This is a genomic window from Klebsiella sp. BDA134-6, from assembly GCF_015601345.1.
GTDB lineage: Bacteria > Pseudomonadota > Gammaproteobacteria > Enterobacterales > Enterobacteriaceae > Klebsiella > Klebsiella grimontii.
This window is the reverse complement of the sequence record NZ_CP064784.1, coordinates 240,642-258,734: the sequence shown is the minus strand read 5'-3', so window position 1 is coordinate 258,734 and position 18,093 is coordinate 240,642. Positions and strand designations below refer to the sequence as shown.

Sequence of the window (18,093 nt, the reverse complement as noted above, 5' to 3'; positions counted from 1 at the left end):
AAGGGGAGCGCTGGCTCCCCTTTTTCATTCAGCGCCTCTCAATGAGATCTCACCGCCAATCCAGGGTTTTATCACCCCTTCTTGTTCCAGTAATAATGCGCCTTGAGCATCAATACCTCGAGAAATCCCAAAGATCTCTTTATCGCCAATAATAAGTTTAACAGGACGGTTAATAAAATTATCGAGCTTTTCCCAGCGGCCCAGATAGGGCGCCAGACCTTCATTCTCAAAAAGTTTAAAACCTGCCCGCAGCTCTTTAATCAGACAAGCGGCTAACTGATTACGATCGATAGAGATCCCTGCCTCCTGCAGGCTGATCCAGCCCTGATTGACAACATCAGACTCCACGCGGCGCATCATGAGATTAATCCCCGCGCCGCTGACTATCTGTGCCGCATCGCCGGTTTTCCCCGTCAGTTCAACCAGGATCCCGGATAATTTGCGATCCTGCAAATAGAGGTCGTTCGGCCATTTAACCCGTACTTTATCCGCCCCCAGACTCTGCAGCACCTCGGCAATCACAATCCCGATGACCAGACTCAAACCTATCGCCGCAGCAGGCCCCTGCTCCAGCCGCCAGTACATTGAAAGATAAAGGTTAGACCCAAACGGCGAGAACCACTTGCGCCCGCGGCGGCCGCGGCCAGCCTGCTGATACTCAGCTACGCAGGCATCACCAGATTGCAGTTCGCTGAGCCGGTCCAGAAGATACTGGTTCGTAGAATCAATCACCGGTAGCACGGTTACCCGGCCATGCTCGATCTGCCTGGCGATCTGCTCTTCATCCAGAAGTTGAATAGGCTCAGGGAGACTGTAGCCTTTACCCGGGACGGTAAATACGTCGACTCCCCAATCGCGTAACGTTTGAATATGCTTGTTGATTGCTGCCCGACTCATCCCTAAGCGCTCGCCAAGCTGTTCACCTGAGTGAAATTCAGCATCAGCCAGTATCGATATCAGTGTCAAAGGAACCGTGTAGTCTTTCATGCAATGGTCTCCTCGGCATTGACTTCACCCGTTTCGCCAATAAAGCGCACCTCCGGCTGTAGCCAAATATCAAACTTCTCACCAACCTGTTGGCGTACATAGTGAGCCAGTCCAACCACATCTTCACTGGTTGCCTGATTATGATTGATTAATACCAATGCCTGTTGGCTATGTACCGCTGCGCCGCCAATTACTTTGCCTTTAAGCTGACATTGATCGATAAGCCAGCCGGCGGCCAGCTTCATACAGCCCTCAGGCTGAGGATAGTGGGGAATGTGCGGATAGGCAGCCAACAATGCTTGAGCCTTGTCTGCGCTAACGACCGGATTCTTAAAGAAGCTCCCCGCATTTCCATTCACTTTGGGATCGGGAAGTTTGGTCATGCGCATATGACATACGGCATCAAACACCTGCCTGGGGGTAACGGTTTGCGGATCAAGCCGGGTTAAATCGCCGTAGGTCAAAACGGGTTGCCACTCTTTTGGTAACATCAAACCAACGGCCACAATCGCGTAGCAATCCTGATATTCATGCTTAAAAATACTGTCCCGGTAGCCAAAACGGCATTCCGCAGCGGAAAGGCGCTGTTTCTCGCCGGTTGCTAACTCAACGCAATCGACGTACTGGCAAACCTTTTGTAATTCAACGCCGTAAGCTCCAATATTTTGAATCGGCGAGGAGCCGGCGCAGCCAGGAATCAGGGCAAGATTTTCCAGGCCAGGCATACCGTTATTCAACGCAAACTGCACTAGCTGATGCCAGTTCTCTCCTGCACCAACATGTAAATGCCACGCGTCTGGTGTTTCACTCACTTCGATACCCATAATACGATTAATAATCACCGTACCGGCATAATCCTTCAGGAACAGAACATTGCTTCCTTCACCAAGAATCAGGGTTGGCTGACGCTGTGCAGCGGCATTTTGCCAGGCATCCAGTAGCTGTTTTTCAGTTTCGGCGCGAACAATCGTTTTAGCAGAACGGTCAATACCGAAGGTATTCCAGGGCTTAAGTGAGTGGCTCATAATGGCTTCCAGATGCAAAATCTGCATTAGTTTACCGTATATAGCGAGGGAAGGCTTGCCTGATTGTCAGGGGAGACCTGGTACCATGACGTTACCAAAGTCTGGTAGTTCTCAGGCCACAAAAACGCAAAAAGCCCATCCGTCAGGATGGGCTCTTCACGTGTTTGATGCCTGGCAGTTCCCTACTCTCACATGGGGAGACCCCACACTACCATCGGCGCTACGGCGTTTCACTTCTGAGTTCGGCATGGGGTCAGGTGGGACCACCGCGCTATCGCCGCCAGGCAAATTCTTTGTGCTCAGTACGCAATTCTTTATCGCATCTGCCGCGTTGCCCGCGCTCGCAAAGTCAGTCACATACTTCAGTATGCTCCTTCCTTTCTTTCGCTTGTCGCCTTGCTGCTGCGCAAATTATTGCGTACTCAACTCTGAATCAATGCTGAAATTGTTGTCTTCTCAATCCGCCAAAACATCTTCGGCGTTGTAAGGTTAAGCCTCACGGTTCATTAGTACCGGTTAGCTCAACGCATCGCTGCGCTTACACACCCGGCCTATCAACGTCGTCGTCTTCAACGTTCCTTCAGGACCCTTAAAGGGTCAGGGAGAACTCATCTCGGGGCAAGTTTCGTACTTAGATGCTTTCAGCACTTATCTCTTCCGCATTTAGCTACCGGGCAATGCCATTGGCATGACAACCCGAACACCAGTGATGCGTCCACTCCGGTCCTCTCGTACTAGGAGCAGCCCCCCTCAATTCTCCAGCGCCCACGGCAGATAGGGACCGAACTGTCTCACGACGTTCTAAACCCAGCTCGCGTACCACTTTAAATGGCGAACAGCCATACCCTTGGGACCTACTTCAGCCCCAGGATGTGATGAGCCGACATCGAGGTGCCAAACACCGCCGTCGATATGAACTCTTGGGCGGTATCAGCCTGTTATCCCCGGAGTACCTTTTATCCGTTGAGCGATGGCCCTTCCATTCAGAACCACCGGATCACTATGACCTGCTTTCGCACCTGCTCGCGCCGTCACGCTCGCAGTCAAGCCAGCTTATGCCATTGCACTAACCTCCTGATGTCCGACCAGGATTAGCTGACCTTCGTGCTCCTCCGTTACTCTTTAGGAGGAGACCGCCCCAGTCAAACTACCCACCAGACACTGTCCGCAACCCGGATTACGGGCCCACGTTAGAACACCAGCCATTAAAGGGTGGTATTTCAAGGATGGCTCCACGCAGACTGGCGTCCACGCTTCAAAGCCTCCCACCTATCCTACACATCAAGGACCAGTGTTCAGTGTCAAGCTATAGTAAAGGTTCACGGGGTCTTTCCGTCTTGCCGCGGGTACACTGCATCTTCACAGCGAGTTCAATTTCACTGAGTCTCGGGTGGAGACAGCCTGGCCATCATTACGCCATTCGTGCAGGTCGGAACTTACCCGACAAGGAATTTCGCTACCTTAGGACCGTTATAGTTACGGCCGCCGTTTACCGGGGCTTCGATCAAGAGCTTCTCCTTACGGATAACCCCATCAATTAACCTTCCGGCACCGGGCAGGCGTCACACCGTATACGTCCACTTTCGTGTTTGCACAGTGCTGTGTTTTTAATAAACAGTTGCAGCCAGCTGGTATCTTCGACTGATTTCAGCTCCATGGGTAAACCACTTCACCTACATATCAGCGTGCCTTCTCCCGAAGTTACGGCACCATTTTGCCTAGTTCCTTCACCCGAGTTCTCTCAAGCGCCTTGGTATTCTCTACCTGACCACCTGTGTCGGTTTGGGGTACGATTTGATGTTACCTGATGCTTAGAGGCTTTTCCTGGAAGCAGGGCATTTGTCACTTCAGCACCGTAGTGCCTCGTCATCACGCCTCAGTGTTAAAGTGAACCGGATTTACCTGGAACACACACCTACACGCTTAAACCGGGACAACCGTCGCCCGGCCAACATAGCCTTCTCCGTCCCCCCTTCGCAGTAACACCAAGTACAGGAATATTAACCTGTTTCCCATCGACTACGCCTTTCGGCCTCGCCTTAGGGGTCGACTCACCCTGCCCCGATTAACGTTGGACAGGAACCCTTGGTCTTCCGGCGTGCGGGTTTTTCACCCGCATTATCGTTACTTATGTCAGCATTCGCACTTCTGATACCTCCAGCAACCCTCACAGGCCACCTTCAACGGCTTACAGAACGCTCCCCTACCCAACAACACATAGTGTCGCTGCCGCAGCTTCGGTGCATGGTTTAGCCCCGTTACATCTTCCGCGCAGGCCGACTCGACCAGTGAGCTATTACGCTTTCTTTAAATGATGGCTGCTTCTAAGCCAACATCCTGGCTGTCTGGGCCTTCCCACATCGTTTCCCACTTAACCATGACTTTGGGACCTTAGCTGGCGGTCTGGGTTGTTTCCCTCTTCACGACGGACGTTAGCACCCGCCGTGTGTCTCCCGTGATAACATTCTTCGGTATTCGTAGTTTGCATCGGGTTGGTAAGTCGGGATGACCCCCTAGCCGAAACAGTGCTCTACCCCCGAAGATGAGTTCACGAGGCGCTACCTAAATAGCTTTCGGGGAGAACCAGCTATCTCCCGGTTTGATTGGCCTTTCACCCCCAGCCACAAGTCATCCGCTAATTTTTCAACATTAGTCGGTTCGGTCCTCCAGTTAGTGTTACCCAACCTTCAACCTGCCCATGGCTAGATCACCGGGTTTCGGGTCTATACCCTGCAACTTAACGCCCAGTTAAGACTCGGTTTCCCTGCGGCTCCCCTATACGGTTAACCTTGCTACAGAATATAAGTCGCTGACCCATTATACAAAAGGTACGCAGTCACCCAACAAGTGGGCTCCTACTGCTTGTACGTACACGGTTTCAGGTTCTTTTTCACTCCCCTCGCCGGGGTTCTTTTCGCCTTTCCCTCACGGTACTGGTTCACTATCGGTCAGTCAGGAGTATTTAGCCTTGGAGGATGGTCCCCCCATATTCAGACAGGATACCACGTGTCCCGCCCTACTCTTCGAGTTCACAACCTGTATGTTTTAGTGTACGGGAGTATCACCCTGTACCCTGCGACTTTCCAGACGCTTCCACTAACACACAAGCTGATTCAGACTCCGGGCTGCTCCCCGTTCGCTCGCCGCTACTGGGGGAATCTCGGTTGATTTCTTTTCCTCGGGGTACTTAGATGTTTCAGTTCCCCCGGTTCGCCTCGTTTGACTATGTATTCATCAAACGATAGTGCAACGAATTGCACTGGGTTTCCCCATTCGGACATCGCCGGCTGTAACGGTTCATATCACCTTACCGACGCTTTTCGCAGATTAGCACGTCCTTCATCGCCTCTGACTGCCAGGGCATCCACCGTGTACGCTTAGTCGCTTAACCTCACAACCCGAAGATGTTTCGTAAAACATCGTCGTGTCGCGAAAATTTGAGAGACTCGAACACACATAACATGTGTGTCGTTTCAATTTTCAGCTTGATCCAGATTTTTAAAGAGCAAAACTTCGCAGTGAACCTTTTCAGGTACACTCTGAAGTTTTCTTGTGGTGTGCAGTAAAGATGGTGGAGCTATGCGGGATCGAACCGCAGACCTCCTGCGTGCAAAGCAGGCGCTCTCCCAGCTGAGCTATAGCCCCATCGTAGTTAAATCTCATCAACCTTAATTTCTGTTGAGGCAAAGCGGGGTGACACGAAGCATACTTAAAGTATGCGAGTGTCGCCGCAACGCAGCATCAGCAGAAATTTGGTAGGCCTGAGTGGACTTGAACCACCGACCTCACCCTTATCAGGGGTGCGCTCTAACCACCTGAGCTACAAGCCTGCAGAGATTTTCTTACTGCTTATTTTTCATCAGACAATCTGTGTGGACACTACAAAGGCAGGTTCTTTAAGGTAAGGAGGTGATCCAACCGCAGGTTCCCCTACGGTTACCTTGTTACGACTTCACCCCAGTCATGAATCACAAAGTGGTAAGCGCCCTCCCGAAGGTTAAGCTACCTACTTCTTTTGCAACCCACTCCCATGGTGTGACGGGCGGTGTGTACAAGGCCCGGGAACGTATTCACCGTGGCATTCTGATCCACGATTACTAGCGATTCCGACTTCATGGAGTCGAGTTGCAGACTCCAATCCGGACTACGACATACTTTATGAGGTCCGCTTGCTCTCGCGAGGTCGCTTCTCTTTGTATATGCCATTGTAGCACGTGTGTAGCCCTACTCGTAAGGGCCATGATGACTTGACGTCATCCCCACCTTCCTCCAGTTTATCACTGGCAGTCTCCTTTGAGTTCCCGACCGAATCGCTGGCAACAAAGGATAAGGGTTGCGCTCGTTGCGGGACTTAACCCAACATTTCACAACACGAGCTGACGACAGCCATGCAGCACCTGTCTCAGAGTTCCCGAAGGCACCAAAGCATCTCTGCTAAGTTCTCTGGATGTCAAGAGTAGGTAAGGTTCTTCGCGTTGCATCGAATTAAACCACATGCTCCACCGCTTGTGCGGGCCCCCGTCAATTCATTTGAGTTTTAACCTTGCGGCCGTACTCCCCAGGCGGTCGACTTAACGCGTTAGCTCCGGAAGCCACTCCTCAAGGGAACAACCTCCAAGTCGACATCGTTTACAGCGTGGACTACCAGGGTATCTAATCCTGTTTGCTCCCCACGCTTTCGCACCTGAGCGTCAGTCTTTGTCCAGGGGGCCGCCTTCGCCACCGGTATTCCTCCAGATCTCTACGCATTTCACCGCTACACCTGGAATTCTACCCCCCTCTACAAGACTCCAGCCTGCCAGTTTCGAATGCAGTTCCCAGGTTGAGCCCGGGGATTTCACATCCGACTTGACAGACCGCCTGCGTGCGCTTTACGCCCAGTAATTCCGATTAACGCTTGCACCCTCCGTATTACCGCGGCTGCTGGCACGGAGTTAGCCGGTGCTTCTTCTGCGGGTAACGTCAATCGACAAGGTTATTAACCTTATCGCCTTCCTCCCCGCTGAAAGTACTTTACAACCCGAAGGCCTTCTTCATACACGCGGCATGGCTGCATCAGGCTTGCGCCCATTGTGCAATATTCCCCACTGCTGCCTCCCGTAGGAGTCTGGACCGTGTCTCAGTTCCAGTGTGGCTGGTCATCCTCTCAGACCAGCTAGGGATCGTCGCCTAGGTGAGCCGTTACCCCACCTACTAGCTAATCCCATCTGGGCACATCTGATGGCAAGAGGCCCGAAGGTCCCCCTCTTTGGTCTTGCGACGTTATGCGGTATTAGCTACCGTTTCCAGTAGTTATCCCCCTCCATCAGGCAGTTTCCCAGACATTACTCACCCGTCCGCCACTCGTCACCCGAGAGCAAGCTCTCTGTGCTACCGTTCGACTTGCATGTGTTAGGCCTGCCGCCAGCGTTCAATCTGAGCCATGATCAAACTCTTCAATTTAAGTTTGATGCTCGTAGAATTAAACTTCGTAATGAATTACGTGTTCACTCTTTGAGACTTGGTATTCATTTTTCGTCCGAGGACGTTAAGAATCCATGTCACTTTGAGTGCCCACACAGATTGTCTGATAAATTGTTAAAGAGCAGTGCAACGCGGCTTTCGCTCACCGTTGCGAGGTCCCGTATAATACGTTTTCCTCATTCAGAGTCAAGCGTTTAATTTTGCTTTTCTCTGCCGGCATTCATCGCTGAATCCCGCTGACCCGGCGGCTTGCGTGCCGTTGTTCCGTGTCAGTGGGAGCGCATTATAGGGAGTTATTCCGAAGTGACAAGGGGAAATTTCAAAAAAAATTTCGTTCGCTCAACTTTCCATCACCAGGGTGATTTAACGCGCTATTTGCTGGTCATTTGCGCAATTTCCCGCGCAAACCTGCCCACCTGCTGCCAGTCGGTATACACCACTTCTTTACTGACATCCGTTTCGCCGCCGGTCATCTTCATAATTAGGCGAATCATAAACCGATCGTACCAACGATAGCGTGGATAACGAAGCGCTCCGGCAAATACCGCGCACTGCTGAGGCTGCCAGGGCGAGTTGAGCAGAAACTTTCGCGTGTAGCTGTTGGTCTGCGGCGTTCGTTTTTCTGGCTTACGCGCGACGAGGTTAACCGAGAAAAATGCTCCCGGCAGCGCCTGCAGCGACTGAAGATGCGTTTTGACAAACCGCTCCAGCGCGGGATGAAAGTGACCATAGCGGATTGATGCGCCAATCACGACACGATCGTATAAAGGCCACTCCACCTCATTGGTACGGTTGAGGTCAATCGTATCCGCATCAATCCCCTGCTCTTTTAATTCAGATGCCAGATAGGAGGCGATTTCACGCGTCTGTCCGTCGCGGGTAGAAAATAGAATCAAAGTTTTCACAGGCACTCCTGTTATTCGCGCCAGAAAGTCGGAGTAAATAGCACCAGCAAGGTGAACACTTCCAGACGACCAAACAGCATATTAGCAATCAAGATCCATTTTGCGACAGGGTTCATCGTCGCAAAGTTATCCGCCACCACGCCCAGCCCCGGGCCAAGGTTATTCAGCGTCGCGACGACCGAAGCAAAGGCTGAGAAATCATCCACGCCGGTGGCGATAATCGCCAGCATACTGATGATAAACACCAGCGCATAGGCGGAGAAAAATCCCCAAACGGCTTCAAGGATACGTTCCGGCAACGCACGGTTCCCCAGTTTAATACTGTATACCGCGTTAGGGTGTACCAGCCGTTTAAGCTCACGGTTACCCTGCTTGAAAAGTAGAAGAATACGGATAACCTTCAAACCACCGCCCGTCGACCCGGCGCAGCCGCCGATAAAAGCCGAGCAGAGTAGAAGGACCGGCAAGAATAGCGGCCAGCGCGCGATACTGTCGGTAGTGAATCCTGCCGTTGTCGCCATCGAAACAACCTGGAAGAACGCCTGGTTCACCGTCATGAGTGCAGAACTGTAGACGTCATGCAGCCACAGCACCAGAGTACATACCACCACCAGCGTGAGCTGCACGCCGATAAACATGCGGAATTCGGGATCGCGCCAGTACACTTTCAGGCTGCGCCCGCTAAGTAATGAAAAGTGCAGGCCGTAGTTACAGCCAGATATCAGCAAGAAAATCGCAATAATGGAGTTAATCGTTGGGCTATTAAAGTAGCCCACGCTAGCGTCATGGGTAGAGAACCCGCCAATCGCAATCGTCGAGAAGCTATGCCCAATGGCGTCGAACGCCGGCATACCGGCAAACCACAGCGCCAGCGCGCAGGCCACCGTCAGTAAGACATAGATAAGCCATAGCGTTTTCGCCGTCTCAGCAATGCGCGGCCGCATCTTGTTATCTTTCAGCGGCCCGGGCATTTCCGCCCGATACAGCTGCATCCCCCCGACGCCCAGTATCGGCAGTATCGCTACCGCCAGCACGATGATCCCCATCCCACCAAACCATTGCAGCATCTGACGATAGAAAAGAATGGCGTGGGGTAACGAATCTAGCCCAACCAGCGTGGTTGCCCCGGTCGTTGTCAAACCTGAGAAAGATTCAAAGAAGGCATCCGTAATGCTCAGGTTGGGCTGTTCAGAGAAGATAAAGGGCAGCGAGCCGACGCTTCCGAGTACCGTCCAGAACAGCACGACGATAAGAAATCCTTCGCGGGATTTCAGTTCGCCCTTCTCACGACGGTTAGGCCACCACAGCAGCGAGCCGATCGCCAGAGCGACAAAAAAGGTCTGGGTAAACGCTCGCCCCGCACCATCGCGATATATCAGAGCTATTAATCCCGGGAGGATCATTGTCCCCGAAAACAAAATGACCAGCAGTCCAACGATTCGGGTTATCGCGCGAAAATGCATCTCTGGCGCTTCCTTTGATATGCAAAAAAATCAGGTGGGGATTATTCGTCAATCTTCAGTAATTGCAACGAACCGCGACTAAAATCAGCCAGTTTTGCTGAAAATAGCGCCACTTCAGCCTGAGGAAGCGCCACGCGCAGCTGAACAGACGCTTGATATTCGCTTTCGACAATTTTCCCTGAGAATTGAGCCAACAGCGTTTCAATCCCGGCCAACTGCCCGTATTCACACTGCAAAGTATATGCGGTCAACGGCGTCTTGCGCTGTGTTGCGAGCTGCGCAAGCGCCTGATGCACGCCGCCGCCGTACGCTTTGACCAGACCGCCGGTGCCGAGCAGAATACCACCGTAGTAGCGCACGACGACAGCGGTTATCTCGCCGACGCCGCTGCCCATAAGCTGCGCCAGCATCGGCTTACCCGCCGTCCCCGCCGGTTCGCCATCATCGGAAAATCCCAGCTGCTGCGAGTCATTTGGCGGCCCGGCGACCCACGCCACGCAGTGGTGACGGGCATCCGGATGTTCAGCCCTGACTGACTCGACAAACGCTTTTGCCGCCGCTACGCCGTCGGTATGCGCCAATAGCGTGATAAAGCGGCTCCTTTTGATCTCTTCCACAAAAGTGACCGGCGCGGCCGGTATCAACCAGCTTTCCATTACGCCAGTTTCAGATCGCGCGTCATGTTTTCAATACTGTTTTCGTGGATCACGACGTTGTCTTCGATACGAATACCGCCAAACGGTTTCAGCGCTTCAATTTTCTGCCAGTTGAAGTGTTTGCTGAACTGTCCCTCGCGCCACGGCGCCAGCAGCGATTCGATAAAGTAGATGCCCGGTTCAATCGTCAATACCATGCGCGGCTGCAGCACGCGCGTGCAGCGCAGGTAAGGATATTTTGCCGGCGCGGCCAGATGGGTACCGGTATCATCCTGCATAAAGCCGGCGACATCATGAACCTGCAGACCCAGAGGATGGCCAATACCGTGCGGCATAAACGGTCCGGTCAGGTCGTTTTCCACCATAGCTTCTTCACTCATCTCTTTGACGATCTGATGTTTACGCAGCAGTTTGGCAATACGCTGATGGAACTGGACATGATAATCCACATAGCTCACGCCCGCCTTCATGGTGCTAATCAGCGCCAGCTGTTCGTCATTAACATCTTTAATCAGTTGAGCATAGTCACTATCACCATGCGCCGCCCAGGTACGCGTCAGGTCCGCCGCATAGCCGTTATATTCCGCACCCGCATCCAGCAGGAAGCTGCGCAATTCCGCCGGTGCGCGATGATCCAGCTTCGTGTAATGCAGCACGGAGGCATGTTCGTTCAGCGCCACAATGTTGCTGTACGGTACATCGGTGTCGCGATGGCCGGTCGCGGTCAGATAGGCCTGATTGATATCAAACTCGCTCATCCCGGAGAGGAACGCTTCATGAGCGGCCTGATGACCGTTAACCGCCGACTTCTGCGCTTCGCGCATGCAGGCCAGCTCATAGTCAGTTTTATAAGAGCGGTAGTAGTGCAGATAATCAATCACCCCTTTCGGGTTGATTTTATCCGCCGCGAGTTCTAACCCCAGTGCGCGTTCCGGTACCGGCCCGATATACGCGATATTGCCGCGCGCGGCAGGCAGCTGGCTGCCGATACCGTCCGCTTTCGGCAGGGCAATCACATCCACCTCTTCGGTCCAGAACGAAGTCGGTAGCGGTTCCACGTTATGCCAGTAGTCGACCGGCAGGTAGAACCACAGTTTCGGTTTGTTGACGCCGTCCACCAGCAGCCAGCAGTTAGGGACCTGGGTAACCGGCACCCAGGCTTTGAACTGGGGATTGACCTTGAACGGATACGGATGATCGTCAAGGAAGACGTTGAACAGTTCACCGGAGTGAATCAGCAGGGCATCCAGCTTAAAGCGGGCCAGTACGTCACGGGTGCGTTCTTGTAGGGTAACAATATGATTTTTATAGAGACCGGCAAGGGATTCCATCTTTTATCCTTTGATTTTATGAGATCGTGATGCTTCGCATCTTAGCACAATGACCTCAAACGAGGTGATCTCTACCGGGTGTGATCCGACCAGCATTTATTTAAAGTCTTATTTGCAATTTCTTAACATAAAATCCACACTCCGTCTCATCTGGTACGACCAGATCATATTGCTGGATTCAGGAGACTGACATGCTCTACAAAGGCGACACCCTGTACCTCGACTGGCGGGAAGACGGCATTGCCGAACTGGTATTCGATGCCCCCGGCTCGGTCAACAAGCTCGATACCGCAACCGTAGCCAGCCTCGGTGAAGCGCTGGACGTACTGGAAAAACAAAAAGATCTTAAAGGGCTGCTGCTACGCTCCGAGAAAGCCTCTTTTATCGTCGGCGCGGATATCACCGAATTTCTTTCTCTGTTCCTGGTTCCCGAAGAACAGCTCAGTCAGTGGCTACATTTCGCTAATAGCGTATTTAACCGCCTGGAAGATTTGCCGGTTCCGACCATTTCCGCCGTCAACGGCTATGCGCTGGGCGGCGGCTGCGAATGCGTCCTGGCGACCGATTACCGTCTGGCGACGCCGGACCTGCGTATTGGCCTGCCGGAAACGAAGCTGGGCATCATGCCGGGCTTTGGCGGCTCGGTGCGGATGCCGCGTATGCTTGGCGCGGACAGCGCGCTGGAAATCATTGCCGCGGGTAAAGACGTTGGTGCCGAACAGGCCTTAAAAATCGGCCTCGTCGACGGCGTGGTTAAACATGAAATACTGATTGAGGGCGCGATAGCCATTCTGCGTCAGGCCATTAACGGCGACCTGGACTGGAAAGCGAAGCGCCAGCCGAAGCTGGAGCCTCTTCACCTGAGTAAAATTGAAGCTGCAATGAGTTTTACCATCGCCAAAGGCATGGTGGCGCAAACCGCCGGGAAACACTACCCGGCCCCGATTACCGCCGTTAAAACCATTGAAGCCGCCGCCCGCTTTGGCCGCGAAGAAGCGCTGGTTCTGGAAAACAAAAGTTTCGTCCCGCTGGCGCATACCAACGAGGCGCGTGCACTGGTCGGTATCTTCCTCAACGATCAGTACGTCAAAGCGAAAGCGAAGAAGCTGACTAAAGATATCGACACGCCAAAACACGCGGCCGTGCTGGGCGCGGGAATTATGGGCGGCGGTATTGCATACCAGTCGGCCTGGAAAGGCGTGCCGGTGGTCATGAAGGATATCAACGACAAATCGCTGACGCTTGGCATGACCGAAGCGGCCAAGCTGCTCAATAAACAGCTTGAGCGCGGCAAAATCGATGGGCTCAGGATGGCCGGCGTTATTTCCACTATACAGCCAACCCTGGATTACGCCGGCTTTGAACGCGTTGACGTTGTGGTCGAAGCCGTCGTTGAGAACCCAAAAGTGAAAAAAGCGGTGCTGGCGGAAACCGAAGAGAAGGTACGCCCGGATACCGTGCTAGCCTCGAACACCTCGACCATTCCTATCAGCGAGCTGGCCAGCGTTCTGCAGCGCCCGGAAAACTTCTGCGGCATGCACTTCTTTAACCCGGTGCATCGCATGCCGCTGGTTGAAGTGATCCGCGGCGATAAAACCTCGGATAAGACCATTGCCAAAGTCGTCGCCTGGGCCAGCAAAATGGGCAAAACGCCAATTGTGGTCAACGACTGCCCCGGCTTCTTCGTCAACCGCGTACTGTTCCCCTACTTCGCCGGTTTCAGCCAGCTACTGCGCGATGGCGCGGACTTCCGCAAGGTCGACAAAGTAATGGAAAAACAGTTTGGCTGGCCGATGGGGCCCGCCTATCTGCTGGACGTCGTGGGCATTGATACCGCGCATCACGCGCAGGCGGTCATGGCGGCGGGCTTCCCGCAGCGAATGCAGAAAGAGTATCGCGATGCGATCGATGCTCTATTCGACGCTAACCGTTTCGGCCAGAAAAACGGCCTTGGCTTCTGGCGCTACAAAGAAGACAGCAAAGGTAAGCCGAAGAAGGAAGAGGATGCTGCCGTCGATAGCCTGCTGGCGGAAGTCAGCCAGCCGAAGCGCGATTTCAGCGATGAAGAGATTATCGCCCGTATGATGATCCCTATGGTCAACGAAGTGGTGCGCTGTATCGAAGAGGGCATTATTGCCAGCCCGGCGGAAGCCGATATGGCGCTGGTTTATGGCCTGGGCTTCCCTCCGTTCCACGGCGGCGCGTTCCGCTGGCTCGATACGCTCGGTAGCGCAAAATATCTCGATATGGCGCAGCAGTACCAGCACCTCGGCCCGCTATACGACGTGCCGGAAGGATTGCGCAGCAAAGCGCGTCATAACGAACCGTACTATCCCCCGGTTGAGCCTGCCCGTGCGCCAGGCGACCTGAAAACGGCTTAAGGAGTCACAATGGAACAGGTTGTCATTGTCGATGCAGTTCGTACCCCGATGGGCCGTTCGAAGGGCGGCGCCTTTCGCCACGTACGTGCGGAAGATCTCTCCGCGCACTTGATGCGTAGCCTGCTTTCGCGTAATCCGTCTCTTGAGGCAAGCGCGATCGACGATATTTACTGGGGCTGCGTCCAGCAGACCCTGGAACAGGGCTTCAACATTGCCCGCAACGCGGCACTGCTGGCGGAGATCCCACATTCAGTACCCGCCACCACGGTCAATCGGCTGTGTGGTTCTTCTATGCAGGCACTTCACGACGCAGCGCGTATGATCATGACCGGCGATGCCAGCGTCTGCCTGATTGGCGGCGTAGAGCATATGGGCCACGTCCCGATGAGCCACGGCGTGGATTTCCATCCCGGGCTGAGCCGTAACGTCGCCAAAGCCGCCGGAATGATGGGTCTGACGGCAGAAATGCTGGCGCGCTTGCACGGCATCAGCCGGGAAATGCAGGACCAGTTCGCCGCCCGGTCCCACGCTCGCGCCTGGGCCGCGACGCAGTCCGGCGCATTCAAGACGGAGATTATCCCGACCGGCGGTCACGACGCCGACGGCGTACTGAAGTCTTACCGCTACGATGAAGTTATTCGCCCTGAGACAACGGTAGAAGCACTGGCCGCGCTGAGACCCGCGTTCGATCCGGTCACCGGCACCGTGACGGCCGGAACCTCTTCCGCTCTCTCCGATGGCGCCGCAGCGATGTTATTAATGAGCGAAAGCCGCGCCCGCGAACTGGGCCTGAGGCCTCGCGCTCGCGTGCGCTCGATGGCTGTCGTCGGCTGCGACCCGTCCATCATGGGCTATGGCCCGGTTCCCGCGTCAAAACTGGCGCTGAAAAAGGCCGGGCTCAGCACCAGCGATATCGATGTGTTCGAGATGAACGAAGCTTTTGCCGCCCAGATCCTTCCGTGCATTAAAGATCTGGGGCTAATGGAACAGATAGACGAGAAGATCAACCTCAACGGCGGCGCGATCGCCCTGGGCCATCCGCTCGGCTGTTCCGGCGCACGCATTAGCACCACCTTGATCAACCAGATGGAGCGTAAAGACGCGCAGTTCGGCCTGGCGACGATGTGTATTGGCTTAGGTCAGGGTATCGCGACGGTATTCGAGCGAGTTTAATCGAAGAGTTAATCCCTAAAGAGTTTAGTTGCCGTTCTTCCCGCCTGTCAGGGGCGGGTTTTTTATTTCTACCGATCGGTTATTATCGCCATGTACCTAATGATTATTAAGGATAATGAAGAGTGATGAAAACACTCCCAATCATTTTTCTGCTATCGACGTTCTCTGCCGCAGCGCTCGCCAGCGAACAGGATAGCGCTCAGGCATGTCTCTCCTGGGGAATCAGTAAAATGGCGCAGGATCCTGGCAGCGATCGGCTAAAGCATCTGGTCATCACCGACATTAATACCGAACGTTATGATGAGAAGGTAGGCAGCCAGCATATCGCGACGCAGCTAACCGCCACGCTGAAAAAAGAAGGGAACCCGGTAGGGAAAATGCTCTGTTTGCTGGAAAACGATCGGCCGCTATACGTTTACTTCAGCGATGACCGGTAAAAATAGCACCCAGGCTAAAAGCCCGGATGCTTTCAGAGCAGCTATCAGATAAACGCAAAGGCATCGCCAAACAGGCGATCTTCACGCGCGCCGCGCTCGTTGCAGAACAGGTCACGGGCAATTTTTGCCATCTCGAAACGGCCGGCGATATAGATATCATGCTCGCCCAGCGTACCGTAATCCTGCAGGACCGCTGTAAGCACGGTTCCGGTGCGGCCACGCCACTCGGCTTCAGGCTGCTCAACAACGGGTTCAACGCGCAGGCCCGGATGCCGCAGGCTTAACGCTTCCAGCTCGGCCAGATCGTAGATATGCTTCGCTTCGCGTCCGCCCCAGTAGATGGCGATATCGCGGTTCGGATTGCGCGCCAGCGCGGTGAGCAGAATCGAACGCACGTAAGAGAAGCCCGTCCCCCCGGCGATCAAAATCAGCGGGCGTTCTTCATCATCGCGCAGCCAGGCTTCGCCATGCGGCATATCGACCTCAATTTCACGCTCTTTCAGGATACGATCCATCACCGCCATCGCATACAGGTTAAGTTCAGATGCACCGATATGCAGCTCGATAAACTCCTGTTCCGACGGCGTAGAAGCCATGGAGAATGGGCGCTTATCGCGTTCGTCCATCACGACCATCAGATACTGACCAGCCCGGAAGGCAAACGCCGCTTCCGGCACTAATCGAACGCGATACACAGTATCGGTAATCGCCTCCACCGAGGTCACTTTACAGCTTAAGGTTGTCATGCGTCCCCTCTGTCGGGTCTATTGTGCAAAACAGCGGCGTAGCCCCGCTTACTGTTATTTGAAGATAGCCAGTTCGTCCCAGATGGCGTCGACGCGCGCCGTCACTTCAGGATCTTTCTTGATAGGACGACCCCACTCGCGCTGGGTCTCTCCAGGCCATTTGTTTGTGGCATCCAGCCCCATTTTTGAACCCAAACCGGAAACCGGTGAGGCAAAATCCAGATAATCAATTGGCGTATTTTCTACCAGTACCGTATCACGCGCCGGGTCCATACGGGTAGTAATCGCCCAAATCACATCATTCCAGTCGCGCGCGTTGACATCGTCATCGCAGACGATAACAAACTTGGTATACATGAACTGACGGAGGAATGACCAGACGCCCATCATGACGCGTTTCGCGTGACCGGCGTACTGCTTCTTCATCGTGACCACCGCCAGGCGATAAGAACAGCCTTCAGGCGGTAAATAGAAATCCACGATTTCAGGAAACTGCTTTTGCAGGATGGGGACGAACACTTCATTCAGCGCAACGCCCAGCACCGCGGGTTCGTCCGGCGGACGCCCGGTGTAGGTCGAATGGTAGATGGCGTCTTCACGCTGAGTAATATGGGTAACGGTAAAGACCGGGAAGTTATCCACTTCATTGTAGTAGCCCGTATGATCGCCATACGGGCCTTCCGGCGCCATCTCTCCGGCCTCAATATATCCTTCCAGCACGATCTCCGCGCTGGCGGGCACTTCCAGTTCGTTAGAGATGCACTTCACGACTTCGGTTTTCGTTCCGCGCAGCAGCCCGGCAAACGCATACTCGGAGAGGGTATCCGGAACCGGGGTCACCGCCCCGAGAATGGTCGCCGGATCGGCACCCAGCGCGACGGATACCGGGAAACGCTCGCCAGGATGCGCTGCGCACCACTCCTGGAAGTCCAGCGCGCCGCCGCGATGCGATAGCCAGCGCATAATCAGCTTGTTCTTACCAATCAGCTGCTGGCGATAAATGCCCAAATTTTGCCGCTCTTTATGCGGACCGCGGGTCACCGTCAGCCCCCAGGTGATCAGCGGCGCGGCATCTTCCGGCCAGCAGGTCATGATCGGGATGCGGGTCAAATCCACCTCATCGCCCTGGAGGATTTTTTGCTGGCACGGGGCCCCGCGCAGCCGCTTAGTCGGCATATTCAGCACCTGCTTGAACTGCGGCAGCTTATCAAACAGGTCGCGGAAGCCTTTTGGTGGCTCCGGCTCTTTCAGAAATGCCAGAAGCTTACCCACTTCCCGCAGCGAACTGACATCCTCCTGCCCCATCCCCAGCGCGACTCGCCGCGGCGTGCCGAAAAGATTACACAGCACCGGCATGGCGTAGCCTGTAGGATTTTCGAATAGCAGGGCCGGACCGCCGGCGCGCAACGTGCGGTCGGCAATTTCGGTGATTTCCAGGTGAGGATCGACCGGCAGGGAGATTCGTTTCAATTCCCCCTGCTGCTCCAGTAATGTCAGAAATTCGCGTAGATCGTGGTATTTCATGG

11 protein-coding genes, 2 tRNA genes and 3 rRNA genes are annotated in these 18,093 nt (G+C 54.2%); 3 read left to right on the top strand and 13 right to left on the bottom strand.

Translation table 11 applies throughout. The features are described 5' to 3' along the window. Positions 1-24: 24 nt before the first annotated feature. From birA to pepQ, 11 genes are all read right to left on the bottom strand, one after another. Positions 25-987, bottom strand: coding sequence for a bifunctional biotin--[acetyl-CoA-carboxylase] ligase/biotin operon repressor BirA (gene birA, locus IYV58_RS01180; RefSeq protein WP_004127571.1), 963 nt, complete (start codon positions 985-987; stop codon positions 25-27). After that, entirely contained in the window at positions 984-2,012 is a 1,029-nt protein-coding gene (gene murB, locus IYV58_RS01175) for a UDP-N-acetylmuramate dehydrogenase (protein WP_004127569.1), read from the bottom strand. Before murB ends, birA begins: the two co-directional genes overlap by 4 nt. 169 nt (positions 2,013-2,181) lie before the next feature. After that, positions 2,182-2,297 (bottom strand): 5S ribosomal RNA (gene rrf, locus IYV58_RS01170). A 200-nt stretch (positions 2,298-2,497) separates the two neighbouring features. After that, a 23S ribosomal RNA gene (locus IYV58_RS01165) occupies positions 2,498-5,403 on the bottom strand. 178 nt (positions 5,404-5,581) lie between these two features. Continuing rightward, positions 5,582-5,657, bottom strand: a tRNA-Ala gene (locus tag IYV58_RS01160). A gap of 108 nt (positions 5,658-5,765) precedes the next feature. After that, positions 5,766-5,842, bottom strand: a tRNA-Ile gene (locus tag IYV58_RS01155). A 72-nt stretch (positions 5,843-5,914) separates the two neighbouring features. Further along, a 16S ribosomal RNA gene (locus IYV58_RS01150) occupies positions 5,915-7,454 on the bottom strand. The 16S, 23S and 5S rRNA genes sit together here with 2 tRNA genes alongside, the layout of an rRNA operon. Before the next feature lie 392 nt (positions 7,455-7,846). Next, the gene (gene hemG / locus IYV58_RS01145; protein ID WP_004127566.1) at positions 7,847-8,380 is read right to left on the bottom strand and encodes a menaquinone-dependent protoporphyrinogen IX dehydrogenase; all 534 of its coding nucleotides are present in this window, start codon (positions 8,378-8,380) and stop codon (positions 7,847-7,849) included. 11 nt (positions 8,381-8,391) lie between these two features. Continuing rightward, on the bottom strand, positions 8,392-9,843 hold the full coding sequence (gene trkH / locus IYV58_RS01140; RefSeq protein ID WP_004097624.1) for a Trk system potassium transporter TrkH: 1,452 nt from the start codon (positions 9,841-9,843) through the stop codon (positions 8,392-8,394). 41 nt (positions 9,844-9,884) lie between these two features. Continuing rightward, complete coding sequence (locus IYV58_RS01135) at positions 9,885-10,499, bottom strand: IMPACT family protein (protein ID WP_004127563.1); 615 nt, start codon at positions 10,497-10,499, stop codon at positions 9,885-9,887. After that, positions 10,499-11,830, bottom strand: coding sequence for a Xaa-Pro dipeptidase (pepQ, locus tag IYV58_RS01130; RefSeq protein WP_004127559.1), 1,332 nt, complete (start codon positions 11,828-11,830; stop codon positions 10,499-10,501). Before pepQ ends, IYV58_RS01135 begins: the two co-directional genes overlap by 1 nt. A gap of 191 nt (positions 11,831-12,021) precedes the next feature. On the opposite strand from pepQ, the gene fadB reads away from it, so the two are divergent. From fadB to IYV58_RS01115, 3 genes are all read left to right on the top strand, one after another. Then, complete coding sequence (gene fadB / locus IYV58_RS01125) at positions 12,022-14,211, top strand: fatty acid oxidation complex subunit alpha FadB (RefSeq protein ID WP_142445079.1); 2,190 nt, start codon at positions 12,022-12,024, stop codon at positions 14,209-14,211. 9 nt (positions 14,212-14,220) lie between these two features. Next, the gene (gene fadA, locus IYV58_RS01120; protein WP_004127553.1) at positions 14,221-15,384 is read left to right on the top strand and encodes an acetyl-CoA C-acyltransferase FadA; all 1,164 of its coding nucleotides are present in this window, start codon (positions 14,221-14,223) and stop codon (positions 15,382-15,384) included. 125 nt (positions 15,385-15,509) lie between these two features. Further along, complete coding sequence (locus IYV58_RS01115) at positions 15,510-15,821, top strand: hypothetical protein (RefSeq protein WP_004127550.1); 312 nt, start codon at positions 15,510-15,512, stop codon at positions 15,819-15,821. Between the two features lie 44 nt (positions 15,822-15,865). On the opposite strand, the gene fre is transcribed toward IYV58_RS01115, so the two are convergent. Continuing rightward, positions 15,866-16,567 carry an NAD(P)H-flavin reductase gene (gene fre, locus IYV58_RS01110; RefSeq protein ID WP_195729377.1) on the bottom strand — a complete coding sequence of 234 codons (702 nt, stop codon included), beginning with the start codon at positions 16,565-16,567 and terminating at the stop codon, positions 15,866-15,868. Between the two features lie 54 nt (positions 16,568-16,621). Further along, positions 16,622-18,091 (bottom strand): 4-hydroxy-3-polyprenylbenzoate decarboxylase, encoded by a 1,470-nt coding sequence (gene ubiD / locus IYV58_RS01105; protein ID WP_195729376.1) that lies wholly within the window; start codon positions 18,089-18,091, stop codon positions 16,622-16,624. Positions 18,092-18,093 lie beyond the last annotated feature (2 nt).